Origin of the sequence: Chamaesiphon minutus PCC 6605 (assembly GCF_000317145.1) — a bacterium.
Classification (GTDB): Bacteria; Cyanobacteriota; Cyanobacteriia; order Cyanobacteriales; family Chamaesiphonaceae; genus Chamaesiphon; species Chamaesiphon minutus.
Map to the genome: position 1 here is coordinate 5,317,284 of NC_019697.1, position 17,089 is coordinate 5,334,372.

Sequence of the window (17,089 nt, forward strand, 5' to 3'; positions counted from 1 at the left end):
CCCTAACCCCTAATATCTTATGTGTATCTGTATCAATTGCGAGTACGTCGATCGCTGTACGACCTATCATGCAGTCGAAGAACAACACCAACAAGCTCATCTGACGGCTATGCCTACTTTTGAAGCTACCCAGCCGCAAATTAATGTCAATATCCGCACCCGCGATGAAGGTGTAGAGATGGAGTGGGATGTCGTCGGTTGTCTGAGCTTTACCAAAGATACTGGCAAATGGTCGCGGTTGCGTCCGGGAGAATTAATTCCTACTTGATAGACGGTAGAGAGTAGTTGGAATAAAGCCGCTCGATTCGATACTCGGTTATTGCTGTTGGCTAATTTTGGCAATTCTGCCTTCGACTAGATCGTAAGTTAATTCTAGTCGGAGGTATTCGGGTGGTAGATGCGCCAATCTTTCCGCCCATTCGATCGCAACGATGCCTAGTTCGTACTCTAGTCCCAGCCAATAGGATTCTAAATACAAATCGTCAACCTCTGCCGATGTCAAACGGTAAAGATCGAGATGATAGAGCGGTACGCGCCCACTAAAATACTCATTGATAATCGTAAACGTCGGACTGACGATCGAGTCTGTAATCCCCAACCCGTGAGCGATCCCCTTCACTAGGGTAGTTTTACCACTACCCAAATCTCCCGTCAATAACAACACGCTACCCGCTGTCAAAGACTTACCTAAATCCATACCCAGCATCTGAGTCGCACGTTCATCTGGTAAGTTGACAATCCGATCGATCATATATCAATGCAAGTACTAACACCCCAATTATCAATTATCAATTATTAATGATCGATTAAAGCTCAGGCTGATTTAATATTACGAGCAATTTGGGCTACTTTCAAACTGCGATCGGCAGTCGATTCTTGAGCGCGACGGTAAAAATGGATTAAGGCTTTAGCCAAACGGCGGGGATTGTGACGTAGATACCGAGTCGTCGGGTCTTCTTCCATCACGTTAACCGAAAAGATGCTCCGCCCCAACTGTTTGACATCTTCTCGATCGAGCAAGACAGGGAAAGAGTTCTCCTCAGCATAATTTTGGAGACAGCTCGCCGAAGGCGGACTTTTTTGAACTAAAACTGCATCGAATAATTTGTAACCGCAAGCGCGATCGATACTTTCAATATGATCGGCAACTGTATAAGCAGTAGTTTCTCCTGGCTGCGTCATAATATTGCAGACATAAATACGCGGTACATTGCGTGCGGCAATTGCTTGGGCGATTTCTGGCACCAGTAAATTAGAAATGACGCTGGTGTACAAACTTCCCGGCCCCATGATAATATAATCGGCCTCTGCGATGGCCGCGATCGCCGCAGGTAAGGCAGGCGGATTGGCAGGCGAGCAGCCGATTTCGACAATTTGACCGTCACAATGGCCGATACTCGATTCACCGACGATCGTGCGTCCGTCAGCTAGTTTCGCCCACAGAGCGACATCCGTTAGCGTCGCAGGCAACACTCGTCCGCGAATGGCCAAAACTTTGGAGCTAGCAACTACCGCGCGTTCGAGATCGCCAGTAATCTCCGACATAGCAGTCAAAAACAAATTGCCAAAGCTGTGTCCCATCAAACCATCGCCAGCTTCAAAGCGATACTGAAATAACTCTGTCAATAATTTCTCTTCATCAGCCAACGCCGCAATACAGTTGCGGATATCTCCTGGCGGTAAAACGCCAAAATCTCGCCTCAATCGCCCCGAAGAACCGCCATCATCGGCTACAGTGACGATCGCTGTCAGATTGGCACTGTACAGCTTCAGACCCCGCAGCAGCGTCGATAAGCCAGTACCACCACCAATGGCAACAATTTTTGGCCCTCGATTGAGACGGCGATTGTGCCAGAGCATATCTAGCAAAGTTTCGCCACCATCAGGGCGTAAAACTTTACTAATTTCGCCCAGCGAACGGCTATGACCCCAAAAGACTAGGAATAGCCCGCAGCCAAAAACGATCGGCCCTGAGAGATAATGGGGCACCACTCTAGCTAAAAACTCAATCGCCCGATCGACAATCTGAAACAGCCAGAAAATCGGCGTCAGCTTGAGCCAAATCGCCAAACCTAGAATTGTCATCAACACGCCGATGGAGATAGTTAGCAACCAGCGTTTGACAAAAATTCCTGGGGACAACCATTGGAATAGCCGCCGGACATTGGAATATTTGCCGCCCGGTGATGGTAAGGTACTACCACTGCGACTCAAATTCCTGACTGCTCGTCTAAAGAGACCGATCGACATTATTTTCTGATTTTAAATAAAAGATTTGATGATGGATGAATGAATCTCAGATGAGTGGAAGAGACTTCGCCTTGAAACGGCGAGGCTTCCTTCCACTTCGTCAATCTTACAGGTACTCTGACGGATCGGAAAGAGGAAGTTGAAATTTGAGTAGTCTCGCAGCTATTACCAGACATCCTATATCCCCATTTAATCCGACTATAATTGCGATCGTAAAGGTTAAATCTCTAGGTTCAGCCATAATACTCACGATCCGACTCCAGGTTTGAGATTAATTTTTGGTTACCCTAATGACAATTACCAGAATTCTCGGATTAGATCCAGGGCTTGCCAGTCTTGGCTTTGGGGCGATATCCGTTGCCGTCCAGTCTCGTCCGCCAGCGATAACTTTGATTGATTTTGGTATCATCCAAACTCCCGCTCGCACAGAGATGGGTTCGCGGCTTCAGACGATATATGACGATTTACACAGCTTGCTAGACGAAATTCAACCCAATTTAGTGGCGATCGAACAGTTATTTTTTTATAAAATGGGGAATACCATTCCAGTGGCACAAGCTCGTGGGGTAATTTTATTGGTGATCGCCCAACATCAAATCCCTTGGGTAGAGTTTACTCCCGCTCAAATCAAGCAAGCCGTTGCTGGCTACGGCAATGCTCAAAAACCCGACGTTCAAGCTGCTGTGGCGCGAGAATTAGGTCTCGATCGTATTCCCCGTCCCGATGATGCTGCCGATGCCTTGGCAATCGCGTTAACTGCTTGGCTGCAACTTAGTTGTTAGTCAATAGTGGATAGTTGATAGTGAATGAATCCGACCCTTCTGCACGTTACTGTATATAAACAAGTTTTAATCGATACTTTCCTGAAATAATGTTATGGGTGCCAAAATTTTAAGCCTAATTAATAATTTACTGACATTTAATTTTTTCTTTGTGTTGCTGAGCTTTTTCTGGTTTATCATTGCAATTGTCGGTCAATACATCCATATTCCTCTCGGCTTGCTGGTTTGGCAAAGCTTGTGGGAACCACTGTTTCTCCCAGCTATTAGCGTCTTAATGGGTGGAGCGATCCTCAGTGGTACGGCTAGTTACATTCTTAAAGATAGTACGCGATCTTCTTGATATTTTGTATCTATCGATCGATTCTCAAATAATTCAGCTCGCCAAAAAACCGTGTTTCTAAATAGCAAACACGGTTTAAAACTGGTCTGAAATTAGTTCGATCGATCGTTAGTAACTTCGATCCCCTGGCTCTTGGATTACCAAAAACCACCGCGTTTGCCATTGGGGAACACCGTCATAAAGTTGGTTTTAGCTTGGTTCAATTGGTCTTCAGTAACTTTAACACCCTTGAGATTTGCGCCACACAGATTTGCACCGTGTAAGTTGGCGTAATTGAGATAAGCATCGCTTAAATCTGCCCCACGCAAGTCGGCATTCTGAAGATTGGCATAACTAAAGTAGCCCTTACTCAGGACGGTATCCTTCAAAACTGCACCGCTGAGGTCGGCTTTGTCAAACTTACCAGCGGCTAAATTTGCCCCTTGGAGATTGATGTAAGCACAATTGGCACTACTGAGCGTAATTCCTGGCAGATGCGCTTTGGCGAGATCGAGACTACTGATATCCATCTCGCTAAAAGTCCGTTGACCGCGCCGGAATGCTGCCAAAACGCCCTGTGCGTCTAACTTTAGTTGCTCTCGCGGTACCGGAATTGCGGGAACTCCACCGAATCCCGTGCGTAGATCTGCACCAATTTGGCTGCGATCTCCAGCATTTTTAATATTAGTCGGATCGCGCTCCAACCTCTGTTCTCTAATTTTCTCTGCGATCCGTTGGGATGCAGATGAAGAAGCTGTGTTCTGTGCATTCTGGGGCGGGTTATTGGGATTTTGGGGTAATCCTGGCCGTACTCCAGCTTTGTCAATTGGGAGCGGTTTGCTGGGACTGCCGACTGGAGGAGTAGGAACTCTGGGCGCACGCGTTTCCACGGCGACTGCTGTCGAGGCCAGTGCTTGTTGGACTTCTTCGACAGACTGATAGCGGTACCGCACGGATACTTCTAACATTTTGCCCAAGACTTGAGTCATGTGTTTGCCCAACTGGACGTGTTTTTGCCACATCATTTCGCCAGTTGAGGGATTATATTCTATATCTTTGGGCGATTTACCCGTCATCAAATAGACGCAAGTTACACCTAAAGCATAAATATCGCTAGCAAAAATTGGGCGCATTGCCAATTGTTCGGGCGGTGCATATCCGGAAGTACCGACGGCAAATTGGGTATTAGAACCTTGCTCTACGCCTTCGGGAACTTCCATTTGGGCGACATAGTTTTTGACGGCTCCAAAGTCGATCAGGACTAATTTGCCATCTTGATCGCGCCGAAGAATATTCGCAGGTTTGATATCGCGGTGAATCACCTGCTGGGAGTGAATATAGGTAATGACTGGCAGAATCTCGATTAGAAAGTCGCGAATTTTTTCTTCTTTAAATAGTCCAGTCTGTTTGACTTCTTGATGGATCGTATGTCCGCTGACATATTCCTGGACGAGATAAAAGTTACGACGTTCTTCAAAAAAGTCTAATAATCTGGGAATCTGCGGATGATTGCCGATTTTACCCAGGGTTCTAGCTTCGCGCTCGAATAGTTCTCTGGCCATGCGCAGAAACTTTTCGTGATTATTGCTCGGCCTAAGTTGCTTGATCACACAAATGGGTTCGCCAGGAAGTGACACATCGATCGCTACAAATGTGGCACCAAAGCCCCCTTGCCCTAGTGATTTGGTAACTCGGTAGCGATTGCGAACGAGTAACCGCGCGCCACAGGCTTGGCACAGAAAAGCGTCTATTGGATTTTTAGGTTGGGGACAGTCAGGGTTTACGCAGTAGCTCATTGAGCCTCACCAGTGGAACATTTCTCTTGACATACTATTTTGTTATTGGCATAGCCTCCCGTGGTGGGAATCGCGCTTCCATTGTCTAAGGAAACCAGACTATCTCGGATTAAAATTCAGATACTAGCTAAAAAATTGGTCGCAGCGTCTCTAACACCAGAAGGGTTTAAGTTGCTCAAGCCAGTTTGGGGTTTAGCTATTTACTCCTAATTCTACCGCTTTTATTCACACGATGCGATCTTACCTCATAGTATTATGTGCTGTTTTCGAGTTTTTATGTTAATGAATAGACGACACTGACAGTCGATCTTCGATCGGGGGACGATCGACAATACTAAAACTGACAAGCGTAGTGTTTGGCCAAGTGAGAGATCGATGCCGATGTTCGAGTCAGCATCGATCGATCTCGTTATTTCTAAAGTACCCACAAGTGAGCGGGGATCTCTCTTTTGAAGGCGAATATTATTTCGATCCAGTCTAGGCTTCGATCGTCACCCGGAGATTGCCGCGTTTTTTGAGCACCCGACAGGAGGTGGTCGCCCGCAAGCCTTCACCTTCAGCATCGCGTTGGTTGAATTCCAAATCGAGCGAGGTCGCGCCGACCCGTAGGTTTTTGAAGGAAATTTGATGAATATTGCTGGGCAAGGCCGGATCGAGAATGCGGAGATAGTTACTCGGTGCATCTGGTACTAAATTGACCATCATCTGCAAGAGCTGAAAAATGGTACCAGTCGCCCAAGCCTGCGGCGAACAAGCCACTGGATATTGAATCGGACTTTGCCCCTCGGTACGTTCGTAGCCGCAGAAGAGTTCGGGCGGACGGTGATAGGGTTGATGCACTGTCATGTCCAAAATACCTTGAGCGACTTCTAAAGCCTGTTCTACCGCCCCTACAGAGCGCAAGCCCATGGTGATTAGGCTATTATCGTGCGGCCAGACCGATCCGGTATGATAGCCGATCGGATTATACGCTGGCGACTGACTGCTCAAAGTCCGAATCCCCCAACCGCTAAACATATCAGGTGCCCGCAACCGTTCGGCGACACTTTTGGCTTTCTCTGGATACAATAACCCCTGCTGGAGACATTGACCGGGATTGGAACTGATACTATCGACTTGTTTGCCCGCGCCATCAAGAGCTAACGCGATAAAATCGCGATCGGGAATCCAAAAATCGTGGTTGAAGCGTTGCTTGAGCTGTTGTGCTTCTTGTTGCCAGCGGCTGGCGAGATCGTTCTCTTGGCGAATGCGTGCTAGTTCGCTCATCCGAATTTTAGCGGCATATACATAGGCTTGCACTTCGCACAAAGTAATTGGGCCAGTGGCAATTTTACCCTGTCGGTCGACGATACAGTCACCCGAATCTTTCCAACCTTGATTGACCAATCCGCGCGCAGATGTCCGAAAATATCTCAGATAGCCAGTCTCGGCACACATCCGATCGACCCAAGCCATCGCCGCCACTGCATTACTCCACAACCGATCTAGGGTAGCTGTGTCGTGCGTCCACGCATAGTATTCGGCATAGAGCATCAACCATAATGGTGTCGCATCGACCGTACCGTAGTAAGGCGTATGGGGAATCTCTTGACAGCGAGCCATTTCACCCATCCGCAATTCGTGGAGAATTTTCCCTGGCTGTTCTTCCCGCCACTCGTCATCGACCTTGCCCTGATATTGAGCCAACACCATCAATGTCTCGCGGGCGATCGTCGGATCTAAAATGAGTACTTGACTGGCAGCGATAATTGCATCGCGCCCAAATAATGTACAAAACCACGGCACCCCCGCAGATAATACCGTCCCTTTACTACTAGGCTGACTGGGATTAGTGCTAGCCAGATCGAAACTTTGGCGCAATAAATATACATCTTGCTCGGCACGTTCGATCGCTTGATTTAGCTTGGGATTATCGGTGCGAATTTGGGTAATCTGCGATCGCCAGTGGTCTTCCTCCATCATTTCGGCGGCTTTGGCTTGGAATAGTGCCATCGGGCTATTTACCCGCGAAACTGGCCGATTGTTCATCAACATTTCTAGCCGATAGCCGATTTGACAACTAGCATGAGATTCTAGTTCGATCTGCCAGATGGCGGTATAGCCTTTGAGATAATCGGGCAACCGATGTGCGAATTGGATGTGGGACTCTAAAATTGCCCCATCCAATCCGAGATAAGCCATTGTCAATTCGCTGACGGTAGCAGGCACTTGTTTATCGGGCTGGACGCGACGCAGTAAACCACCACGCTGTTTGCGGCCAAAACCGCGAATTTCAAATAAGTCCGAAAAATCAGCATCGAAGCTCAAGCTCAACTCAAAGCTGACAGGCGTCGTATTATAGTTGTGGATGGTCAGTTCTTCAAACAAACTGCCATTGAGAACTATTTCTCGTTGAATACTGATGGTTTCGGCATTGATATTGGGAATCGTCGGATTGGTACACAGTGCAGAGAGTGCAAATCCTTTATCCGCATTACAAGTCAACAAAATCGGCGATCGTCCGGCAATTTGTAATTCTAGCCGACTCAAGAAGCGGGTATCTCGACAAAATAAACCCAGACTAGAGATCGTCTCATCTCGCGAACAACCAGAAATATTGCCCAGCGTATCCGTAATTAGAAACAGATCGTCATCTTTGAGCGTGAGCGTAGGTTGATTTCGATCGCTAACAACACAGCCCCAGTCAGGAATATCTAACTCACTAGCCGGAACAAAGATTCTTCCTTCAAGTTCGATCTGATTAGACATATCAATACCTCTCTAGATGGAGTAGATGACATCAAGAACCTTAACTATACTCGATTCAGCTAAACCAATACCATGAGGATTAGGGGATAGGGGATAGAGGATAGGGGATAGGGGATAGTTGGTAGTGAGTAGTGGATAGTGGTTAGTGGGTAGAGTGGGTAATGGGCAGCACCGATCGCCTAATCCTGTAAATCCTTAAATCCTGATGAGAATTTAGACATGATTGCATCAGCTTGATATTGATGATATACTGCCTACCTGTGAAACTTTTTACCCTATTTAAAACTGAGTAGCGTAATAACACCTGGGGGTGTGGTGGAATGGTAGACGCGACAGACTTAAAATCTGTTATCTTCGGATGTGCGAGTTCAAGTCTCGCCACCCCCATTAGCTAAAAATTGAGTAACGCGGCAGCTTTATGACTTTACCCACAAGTTTGTCGAATTAGCTTGATATTTATGATATGCTATCTATCTGTGAAACTTTTTAACCTATTTTAAAAGTAGTGTTATTACACCTGGGGGTGTGGTGGAATGGTAGACGCGACAGACTTAAAATCTGTTATCCGTAACGGATGTGCGAGTTCAAGTCTCGCCACCCCCATTAATTAAAAATTCGACATCGATCGCACTATCAATAGAACAACCCGAAAGTGCGTGAATATCCAGGTAAGATTTAGATTCGATCGCCGATAGCGTATTCATACCGCGCGACGAGGTTAGCTCCGACTTGTCGATCGCTATGATATTTAAAGCCAAAATTCTCATAGATCGATCGTAAGCGTGGGCGATCGGCCATGCAATCTAATCTTAAAAAATGTCTACCTAAATCTTGGGTGCGGTCGATCGCCCATTGGAAGATCTGTGTAGATACATTACCACCTGCAAAGCTCCGCCTTACCGCCAATCGATGCAGAAATGTAGAATCAGACCGCTCGATATCTGGCCAATATTCCACATCTTCTAATTGAAATCGAAACACACCAGCCACAACACCATTGCAAACAGCGATATAAAATAAACCCAATTCGAGATCGCGTGCGATGGCTTTCGTACCAATTTCTGTTTCTCCCCACAGCACCATATTTTTCTGTTCGAGCCAAGCCGCCGCTTCAGACAAGATCTCTGAAACTGTATTAATATCTTCCAAAGTAGCTTGGCGCATGGAAATTGGTCTCATGGCGATCGATTACCTTTGGTATGCTTGGCGAACGAGATCGATCGACGATCAATGATGAGAGAAGATATCTTCGTACTGTAATAGATCGAGCGAAACCAGAGTTGGCAAGACTTTAAAACAATTCTGCGCCAATTCCCAGCGATCTTCGCGTTGCAATTTAGTGGTTAATTTTTGACGCATACTAATTAAATAACGGACATCATTAGCAGCATAGCGAAGTTGTTCGTCCGAGAGATTTTCGGCATCGCCCCAATCTGAAGATTGAGCAGATTTATCGAGTTCGACACCTTCGAGTTGTGCGACTAATTCCTTCAAGCCGTGACGGTTTGAGTAAGTGCGAATCAATTTGCTGGCAATCTTGGTGCAAAAGATTGGCTGGGTTTCGATTCCCAACCGATGGCGTAGTTGTGCCACATCGAATCTGGCAAAGTGAAAAACTTTCGTAACAGTGGTAGATTGCATCACCTGTTGTAAATTTGGTGCGGCGGTTTGTCCTTTGGCAATCCGAATTACCGTCAGGATACCAGGCGAGAATAATTGCACCAAACATAGCCTGTCGCGGAGATAGTTTAGTCCCATAGTCTCGGTATCGACAGCGATCGATTCTGCCTGAAGATATTTGGCAGTTAAAGCATCATCTAAATCTCGATCGCAAATTTGAAAGTCTTCCATAGGGACGGGATGGGAAAAGGAAACCACCTACATAATAGAGGATCGATCGCTAATCAACATCTTTGACATAGAATGCTTTGCGGATAAAAATTTGCGTGAAGTAATATTCCCCTTTAGCACCTCTAGCAACACCAATGCCAGTTAAGTCAAAACGACCGAGCATATTTTTTTGGTGTCCGGGACTTTCGATCCAGCCTTGGACGGCAACGAGATCGGGCTGTCCGTAGCCCATATTGTAGGCGACGTTTTCTGCGGCATTGCGATAGACGATCGTCTTGGCAACCGATGCCACGCGCTCGTGAAAACCATCGTGGCTCATATTACCCGATCGAGCCATCCGCTCGCTATGAGCTTTGGCTTGAGCGGAGATGTCGGAATCGGCAACTAATGGTGGTAAATTGCGAGACTGACGATACTTATTAACCAGATTATAGGTAGCTAATTCGATACTGTTCATGGCAAGAGCAGGAGTAGATTTAGGAGCGCGCTCAGCCCGATCTTCTGCTGGTTCGAAGCTATCTTCTCGTGCGGAATCTGCATCATTTGGTACACTAATGCTAACATCTGCTTGGGCTGTTGTCGCTGCTATGCCTATGACGGTCAATAAGGCGCAAAAAGTGCCTAGAAAATGATATTTCATCTCAAGTTAATAAGTTTTGGATACGTTCTAGATGCCACCGAGATCGAAATATAGCCAATCGGCTAAGTCTAAGATGGCATCTTGGATTTATATCCACTGCGATCGAGATCGGATCGGGATGTAATTTGCAAACTAGTAAAATTTGACAATCTCGACCGACTATTGGCTAAAATAGTAACTACGATCGATCCAAACTATCGCTATGACATCCTATTCCGCTGCTTCTGCTCGCGCTGAAATGAGTGAACTGCGTCGGCTCAAAAGTTTACTCCCACCAGAACTCCAAAGCTGGGTGACGGTAGAAACTACCGTCGAAGTCAATCCCCCCCTAATTCGCAGTGAAGAATTAGGTAAAGATCAAGTGGAAATTCAAATCGATCTGGTTAAGTGGGAACGTCTGGCTCTCGATCAACGCAACCTGCTATTTTGGCATGAAGTCGCCCGCGTCCAAAATGACACCATCTCTCGCGATGGTTGGGAAATGGCCGCATTGGCGATCGGTTTAGGCGGTGCTGTAGGCGAACTCTGGGTGCAAGACGGTCTATTATTAGTCCTAGCTCTAGGACTCTGCGGCGTCTCTGGATATCGTTTGTACGCCCGTAACAATAGCGATCGACATCTTAAAGAAGCGATCGAGGCCGATGAAAAAGCGATCGCCTTAGCTACGCGCTTCGGATATACGCTTCCCAATGCCTATAAGAGCCTGGGCAGTGCCCTGAAAACGATCGCTGACGATACTCCCAAAAAGAGTAAACGCAAGCACTACGAATCCCGCCTCGACGCACTCAAACGCAGTGCTACTAAGGCCAAAGAAAAATCCGATCGCGCTCGTAGTTCTTCTCGCACTCGCCCCATAGCTGACGAACGCGAAAACCGCGAAAGCTACAGATAGATTTTTACAAATAACCTAGAATCCTAATTTCTCAAAAGAAGTCGGGACTCTCAATTAGCAAATACGATCTAAAAAACCTGACTTCCTCATAGAAGTCAGGTTTTAGTTTTTAAAAAGTTAACTAGCGGTTTCAACCGCTGCTAGTAGTGATGCAGAGTCCGCCTTCTTTACAAGACGCTACGCGAACGCGGACATCAAAGACACTCAACTTAGCCGAACTGTATTGATGTTTGTGCTGTTGGGTTGAGGCACGAAACCCAACCTACATACTCTATCCACTATCCACTATTCACTATCCACTATCCACTATTCACTATCTCAACTTGCTAATTCTAAAATCGCTGGATGTGGATTGGTACCAGTGAGAATAATTTTGAGATCTTCAGGGAGCTTGGTTAGAAAAGTAGTTGCAGCTTCGATGCTAATTAAACCTAATTCGATCGCCAGACTCAGATCGTCTAAAATGACCAAAGAATATTCACTCGATCGAGTTGCACCGCGAACGTGTTTCCAGAGCTGCTCGAAATTGTGTAATTCTAAATCGTTGAGATCGGCAATAGAGATATTCCGAATCAAATTACACCTAACCCAATCTAGATTTTGAGCGAGATTTATAATCCGATCGTGACCTTGACGAATTCCACCTTTGAGGAGTTGGACGATCAGAACTCGTTGTCCGGTACTGGCAATCTTGAGCGCGTTTGCTACTATTTCCGTGCAAAATCGATCTGCTGGTGTATCGACAATCTCGATCTGTTTGTGAAGCGTGCTTACCGTGTTACAAGAAACTGAAGTATGTTCGGAATGACTATTTAGTTGTGCAATCATATTCAATGTAAAATGAGCCGCATTTCATTCAAAAGGTGTTCCCTTACGGGCGAATCTGGTTCGCTCGGTAACTTATACTAGACAATATATAGTGTTTGATTACGAGCGTCTATTCAGTGAAACACTAAATATGCGATCGGTCAAGTACCTCACGAGCGACTAAGGGATAGGGATGAGGCCATAGGGTTGGGGAGGGTTCTTGCGGCTGGGCATTTAAATTCCTAATAAAAATTAACACCAATTCAATCGAGATCGTTAGATACTGTAGTACACTCTAGCCTATGCACATGCCGCAAATCCGCCCGCACCGTCAATCGAACCAACTACGTGAAGTTAGCTTCCAAAGCGACTTTACCAAGTTTTCTACTAGTTCCGTGCTGATTTGCTGTGGCGATACACGAGTATTATGCACCGCTAGCATCAAAGATGGCGTGCCAAAATTTTTGACTGGTACGGGGACTGGCTGGCTGACAGCAGAATATCGGATGCTACCAGGTGCAACACCCCAGCGTCACGAGCGGGAAGTACTCAAGTTATCGGGACGCACTCAGGAGATCCAAAGACTCATCGGGCGCAGTTTACGATCGACCCTCAATTTTGCCGTTCTAGGAGAGAAAACAATCTCGATCGATACAGATGTCATCCAAGCGGATGCAGGTACCCGCACGGCGTCAATAACTGGCGGATACGTGGCATTAGCGCAAGCCATCCACAAGCTCATCGAGCGGGGAGAATTGAGTGCATCGCCAATCGTCTGTCAAGTTGCAGCGGTATCGGTAGGATTAATTGAAGGTGCAGCTTTTTTGGATCTGGATTATCCCGAAGATGTTGCGGCTGATGTAGATTTTAATGTCGTGATGACCGATAATCGGGAGCTAATTGAAGTACAAGGGACGGCAGAATCGGGCAGTTTTAGCCGTTACCAAATGAATGAATTATTAGATCTCGCCGAAACAGGTACTCAAGAATTAATGACGATCCAAAATACCGAGATCGATCGGTGGATACAGAGTAAAAAATCAGGTCGGATCGAAAGTTGAGCTTAGTCGTTGGCGTAGCCTCTGTCTTAACTGAAACACATGGGTCGGAAACCTCCGCGTGATTTCAGTCGATCCGTCAGGAGAAAACTCGTCAACAGAAGGTACTTTTGTTGGGAGATCTCTTAAGCATTTACCCGATCGAGATAATCTGGCAACTGAGTAGTTTCATCGCAAATAGCATGACTGAGTTGTTGGCGAGTCAGTCCGACAACTTTGCGAAGATCGGCCTCGATCAAATTGGTTTGTTGGAGATTGGCATCCTTGAGATTTGCACCTTCGAGATTGGCTTGCTCCAGATTTGCCTCGGTGAGATTGGCACCTTCGAGATTGGCTTTCCAGAGATAGGCACCTTCGAGATCTGCTTGCCAGAGACTGGCTTCGCGGAGATTGGCGCGTCCGAGCGAGGCACCTGCTAACTTAGCTTGCCAGAGTTGAGCCTCGCGCAGATTGACTTTCCACAGATCGGCACCCCACAACTCGATGCCGTTGAGATCGGCATCGCGGAGATTGCTCTCGCGCAGTTCGATGGCGCGATCCGGTCGATCTTTGCTCGTGTCTCTCCGACTCAAGATTGTCATGACAGCTTGAATATCCGTCGGTACCTTTAATAATGGCGGTCGTTTGCGATTGGCGGCGACATCGCTCCCACCGACGAGCATCAGCGGACGCTCTGGAGTCTCGGGGGTGAGCCGGAGCGGCGTCAGGTGCGTATTGCTAATGGGAGAACGTTCTCGCACGAAAGCGGTCAAAACTTCGATCGTCAGCCAGTAATAGGCAGCAGACTCCTGTGCCAGACGTTCGAGCGTGTAAATACCACCCAGTCGAATTTCCAATTTATCGCTCGCCAAATGTGCAATGGCTTGGCTGAAGCGATCCGTAATCAGTCGCTCGTTGGCTTGTTGAAAATGTTCGTTGGTACGACGTAAATAGTGCCAACCTGCATAAGTTAAGCTGCCGAGAATACCAGCACCAATGCCCTGAAACAGGATGTTGTAGACCCCATTTTGAGAGTTAAGGCGATCTCGCTCTAGCATAATCTGTTCTTTTTCCAAGGTTACCCGAGCTGCTGGCTCGATACTGCGATTGGAGAGTTTGTCGATATCTTGCTGAAGCTGATGAATGCGTTCGTCGAGATGTCGGAGACTGGTTTGTTGTGCAAACCAGATTCCACCTACGAGCAGACTGCTAAGAGCGATAAATAGTGGCCACCGCAAACTTCCCGAAGCGATCGAAGCTGTTGTATCGTCGTCAGACGAGCTATTCGTCCCTGCTGACGGTATTCTGGATCGATCCATAATATTTACCTTCTGATGTGCTGATAGGTCACGATCGGGATCTCAACAGCATTTGGCTGGAGAAACCGAAGTTAATTCAGTGTTAAGTCGCTCGTAAATGTAGGATATATCTTCTTTAGGATTACATCATACCCGAAATTGTGCTCGCGATCGCGAAAGTTAGCGATCGGCGACACTGATGGGGATGTGGTAATGTGGCTGTCTCGATCCGCAGACGTTCCCATTTAACATTAAGCTCGAGTTACATTTACACAGCAAAAGTATTAATTTCTTCACTTTTCTATATATGTGCGATCGATTACCACCCGCACAGTAGAATCGAGAAAATCTTTTAAGTAACCCCCGATGATGTCTGTAATATTGACAGTTTCCGAGCTAACTTTTAGCACTTGGATCGATGCGATTTATCGAGCTACTCACTCCATCGTTCTACCAGCCAAAATTCCTGCTACTCAGACTAGATTAGTCCAAATTGAGAATAAACCATCACAGATCGCGCTACACCCCAATATGCTCGACGCTGGACAGACGATCGATTATGTGTCGATCTCCGCAGCTATTGTTAATTATTAACATTAAAACTAATCGGCATCTTGGGGTAAGTATATGGAACATTTCGGCTTTAAATTAGGTGGAGCGAAGCGGGAGATTGCCCGCAAACCTAGCGAGATCGAGTCAAAGAACAATTTAACACGGCAACTCGCAACGATCGCCGACGAGCGGCAAATTACGAATGCGGAAGCAAGTATTCCAGGAGCGACAAACACTGGAGATCCAGCTAATTCAATCGACATTGCCGATCGTAAATCTGCGAACGATTTCAAATTAATAGCGGCGAGCGGGATTAGTGTGCTATTAACGATCGGTTCTATTCCTCAAAGTTGGATTCCTAACTGGTTGCAGCATCCTGTCTGGCAGTAGTTTTTAGCTACACCCGTTCAATTTTGGTGTGCTAAAGCAGTCGTTATCGATGTTTGGAATGCTATTTTAGCTAGGCGATATTCATCTACACATAGGAGTATCCATGCTAATATGAATGCACTCATCGCGCTGACTACTGGAACGACTTACTTATATTCGTTAGTAAGTACATTTGCGCCTCAAACGATCGCTGGTAATAATCCGAGTCAGCCGCCTGTTTACTATTCAATTTCCACCATGACAATCACACTGATATTTGTGGGTAGGAAATTAGAATATCTTGCTAAAAAACGTTCGCAAGCAGCAATTTCTAAACTTATCCATCGACAATTTCCATATGTATCTACACCACTTTTAGATCGGAGCTTGGCATTAGTCGATCGCCTACAAGTCAATAAATTACCCATTCCTAGATTGGTCGATCGTGTCACTAACCGATATATTGTCCCGATTATCTTGTCACTCGCGATCGTTACTAGTTTGCTGTGGTCGATCTCGCTCCATAATCCCACAAGTGGGATCGTCTTTGGCTGGAGCATTTTAACCATTACCTGTCCCTGTACATTGGGCTTAGCTACTTCTTTAGCGATGGCGATCGGAATTAACAAAGCAGCACAACGCGAAATTTTAGTTAATAACAGCAATGCCTTAGAATTACTCAGTCAAGTAAATACGATCGTTTTTGACAAAAATGCGACCATCGTATCCGATCGACTAACAGTAACTGATTTTATTCCAATTGTAGACAATTATCACGGCACGGAATTAGATATTTTTCAATTAGTTGCTTCGCTAGAAGTTTGCACCAAAAATTTATTAGCATCAGCAATTGTCGATCGAGCTAAAGAGCTGGCATTAGAGCTAAAACCTGTCGAGCTATTTCAGGAAATTGCAGGTAATGGCATTCAAGGCATCGTCGATGGTAAACTTATCCAAATTGGATCTAATGAGTGGATTAGTTCGCTCGATATCGATAACGTCCTGCAAGTTGCCAATCAACGCGTCTTGACTAATTATCAACACCAATGGGAGTCAACAGGAAAAACCGTAATTTGGATCGCGATCGACCGAGAAATTGCGGGAATTATCGGTATTAGTGCGGCAATCGCACCTTCAGCAATCTCGACGATATCGAGATTGAAAAGAGTAGGCTTGGAAGTAGTCTTAATCGCTACAGATAATTTAGCTACTACCGCAAACTTAGCAGATCGACTGAGAATAGAGCGAGTATTTGCTTGTAAAAATTCTCAAGATAAAGTTACAGTAGTTCAGAAATTACAATCGAGATCGATCGGCAACTATCGCGCGATCGTGGCAATGGTTGGTACTGATATACATGATGCACCCGCATTAGCACAAGCCGATGTCAGCATGGCAATCGGTAAGACTGGAAATCTGGCGACATCCTTTAACGATCTCACACTTTTTACTTCAGATTTACAAGCAATTATTACTGCCAGAAAGTTGAGTCGCTCGACTTTACATAAAATCGAGCAAAATCTATTTTTTACCTTTATCTATAATCTTATCTGTCTGCCGATCGCCGCAGGTATATTTTATCTCCAATTTGGTTTGTCCCTAACTCCAGAGATCGCGATCGGTGCAATGGGAGCGAGCTTGGTATCGGTAGTCATGAATACTTGGCGATCGAGAAAAACCATGAATTGATAATGATAATCGATGGCTAATTCTACCTCTTATCATCGCATTTGCTGAGTCAGAAGAAC

General features: G+C 46.1%; 17 protein-coding genes and 2 tRNA genes. 10 read left to right on the plus strand and 9 right to left on the minus strand.

Annotation, left to right across the window (positions count from 1 at the left end; all coding sequences use genetic code 11):
- Window positions 1–19: 19 nt before the first annotated feature.
- Entirely contained in the window at window positions 20–268 is a 249-nt protein-coding gene (locus CHA6605_RS24220) for a Ycf34 family protein (RefSeq protein ID WP_015162012.1), read from the plus strand.
- 48 nt (window positions 269–316) lie between these two features.
- Here CHA6605_RS24220 and tsaE read toward each other — a convergent pair whose 3' ends face one another.
- Both tsaE and CHA6605_RS24230 read right to left on the minus strand, forming a co-directional pair.
- On the minus strand, window positions 317–751 hold the full coding sequence (gene tsaE / locus CHA6605_RS24225) for a tRNA (adenosine(37)-N6)-threonylcarbamoyltransferase complex ATPase subunit type 1 TsaE (RefSeq protein WP_015162013.1): 435 nt from the start codon (window positions 749–751) through the stop codon (window positions 317–319).
- 62 nt (window positions 752–813) lie between these two features.
- Window positions 814–2,250: a gluconeogenesis factor YvcK family protein gene (locus CHA6605_RS24230; protein ID WP_015162014.1), complete on the minus strand. Its 1,437-nt coding sequence runs from the start codon at window positions 2,248–2,250 to the stop codon at window positions 814–816.
- A gap of 290 nt (window positions 2,251–2,540) precedes the next feature.
- Between CHA6605_RS24230 and ruvC the strand changes: the two genes are divergently transcribed.
- Both ruvC and CHA6605_RS24240 read left to right on the plus strand, forming a co-directional pair.
- On the plus strand, window positions 2,541–3,032 hold the full coding sequence (gene ruvC, locus CHA6605_RS24235; RefSeq protein ID WP_015162015.1) for a crossover junction endodeoxyribonuclease RuvC: 492 nt from the start codon (window positions 2,541–2,543) through the stop codon (window positions 3,030–3,032).
- 94 nt (window positions 3,033–3,126) lie between these two features.
- Window positions 3,127–3,372 (plus strand): hypothetical protein, encoded by a 246-nt coding sequence (locus CHA6605_RS24240; protein ID WP_015162016.1) that lies wholly within the window; start codon window positions 3,127–3,129, stop codon window positions 3,370–3,372.
- Between the two features lie 137 nt (window positions 3,373–3,509).
- On the opposite strand, the gene CHA6605_RS24245 is transcribed toward CHA6605_RS24240, so the two are convergent.
- On the minus strand, window positions 3,510–5,147 hold the full coding sequence (locus CHA6605_RS24245) for a serine/threonine-protein kinase (protein ID WP_015162017.1): 1,638 nt from the start codon (window positions 5,145–5,147) through the stop codon (window positions 3,510–3,512).
- 477 nt (window positions 5,148–5,624) lie between these two features.
- The gene (locus tag CHA6605_RS24250) at window positions 5,625–7,895 is read right to left on the minus strand and encodes an amylo-alpha-1,6-glucosidase (protein WP_015162018.1); all 2,271 of its coding nucleotides are present in this window, start codon (window positions 7,893–7,895) and stop codon (window positions 5,625–5,627) included.
- A gap of 306 nt (window positions 7,896–8,201) precedes the next feature.
- Between CHA6605_RS24250 and CHA6605_RS24255 the strand changes: the two genes are divergently transcribed.
- Window positions 8,202–8,282, plus strand: a tRNA-Leu gene (locus CHA6605_RS24255).
- 132 nt (window positions 8,283–8,414) lie between these two features.
- Window positions 8,415–8,498, plus strand: a tRNA-Leu gene (locus tag CHA6605_RS24260).
- A gap of 72 nt (window positions 8,499–8,570) precedes the next feature.
- Here the strand turns inward: CHA6605_RS24260 and CHA6605_RS24265 are convergent.
- Genes CHA6605_RS24265 through CHA6605_RS24275 form a run of 3 tightly spaced genes read right to left on the minus strand, consistent with a single transcriptional unit; the run spans window position 8,571 to window position 10,386 of the window.
- Window positions 8,571–9,074 carry a GNAT family N-acetyltransferase gene (locus tag CHA6605_RS24265; protein WP_198288395.1) on the minus strand — a complete coding sequence of 168 codons (504 nt, stop codon included), beginning with the start codon at window positions 9,072–9,074 and terminating at the stop codon, window positions 8,571–8,573.
- Between the two features lie 48 nt (window positions 9,075–9,122).
- Window positions 9,123–9,746, minus strand: a complete 624-nt coding sequence (locus CHA6605_RS24270; protein WP_015162020.1) for a ribonuclease D — start codon at window positions 9,744–9,746, stop codon at window positions 9,123–9,125.
- A 49-nt stretch (window positions 9,747–9,795) separates the two neighbouring features.
- A complete protein-coding gene (locus tag CHA6605_RS24275) occupies window positions 9,796–10,386 on the minus strand; it encodes a CAP domain-containing protein (RefSeq protein WP_015162021.1) in 591 nt (196 codons plus the stop codon).
- Window positions 10,387–10,588: 202 nt separating this feature from the next.
- Here CHA6605_RS24275 and CHA6605_RS24280 point away from each other — a divergent pair, with 202 nt between their 5' ends.
- Window positions 10,589–11,278, plus strand: coding sequence for a DUF3318 domain-containing protein (locus tag CHA6605_RS24280; RefSeq protein ID WP_015162022.1), 690 nt, complete (start codon window positions 10,589–10,591; stop codon window positions 11,276–11,278).
- A 318-nt stretch (window positions 11,279–11,596) separates the two neighbouring features.
- On the opposite strand, the gene CHA6605_RS24285 is transcribed toward CHA6605_RS24280, so the two are convergent.
- Window positions 11,597–12,106, minus strand: a complete 510-nt coding sequence (locus CHA6605_RS24285; protein ID WP_015162023.1) for an ATP--corrinoid adenosyltransferase — start codon at window positions 12,104–12,106, stop codon at window positions 11,597–11,599.
- Between the two features lie 287 nt (window positions 12,107–12,393).
- Between CHA6605_RS24285 and rph the strand changes: the two genes are divergently transcribed.
- Complete coding sequence (gene rph, locus CHA6605_RS24290; RefSeq protein ID WP_051038967.1) at window positions 12,394–13,146, plus strand: ribonuclease PH; 753 nt, start codon at window positions 12,394–12,396, stop codon at window positions 13,144–13,146.
- A gap of 122 nt (window positions 13,147–13,268) precedes the next feature.
- Here the strand turns inward: rph and CHA6605_RS35875 are convergent, their stop codons facing one another.
- Window positions 13,269–14,441 (minus strand): pentapeptide repeat-containing protein, encoded by a 1,173-nt coding sequence (locus tag CHA6605_RS35875; RefSeq protein ID WP_015162025.1) that lies wholly within the window; start codon window positions 14,439–14,441, stop codon window positions 13,269–13,271.
- Between the two features lie 345 nt (window positions 14,442–14,786).
- Between CHA6605_RS35875 and CHA6605_RS24300 the strand changes: the two genes are divergently transcribed.
- From CHA6605_RS24300 to CHA6605_RS24310, 3 genes are all read left to right on the plus strand, one after another.
- Entirely contained in the window at window positions 14,787–15,014 is a 228-nt protein-coding gene (locus tag CHA6605_RS24300) for a hypothetical protein (protein ID WP_015162026.1), read from the plus strand.
- Between the two features lie 33 nt (window positions 15,015–15,047).
- Window positions 15,048–15,362 carry a hypothetical protein gene (locus CHA6605_RS24305; RefSeq protein ID WP_015162027.1) on the plus strand — a complete coding sequence of 105 codons (315 nt, stop codon included), beginning with the start codon at window positions 15,048–15,050 and terminating at the stop codon, window positions 15,360–15,362.
- Window positions 15,363–15,473: 111 nt separating this feature from the next.
- On the plus strand, window positions 15,474–17,030 hold the full coding sequence (locus CHA6605_RS24310; RefSeq protein ID WP_041548429.1) for an HAD-IC family P-type ATPase: 1,557 nt from the start codon (window positions 15,474–15,476) through the stop codon (window positions 17,028–17,030).
- Window positions 17,031–17,089 lie beyond the last annotated feature (59 nt).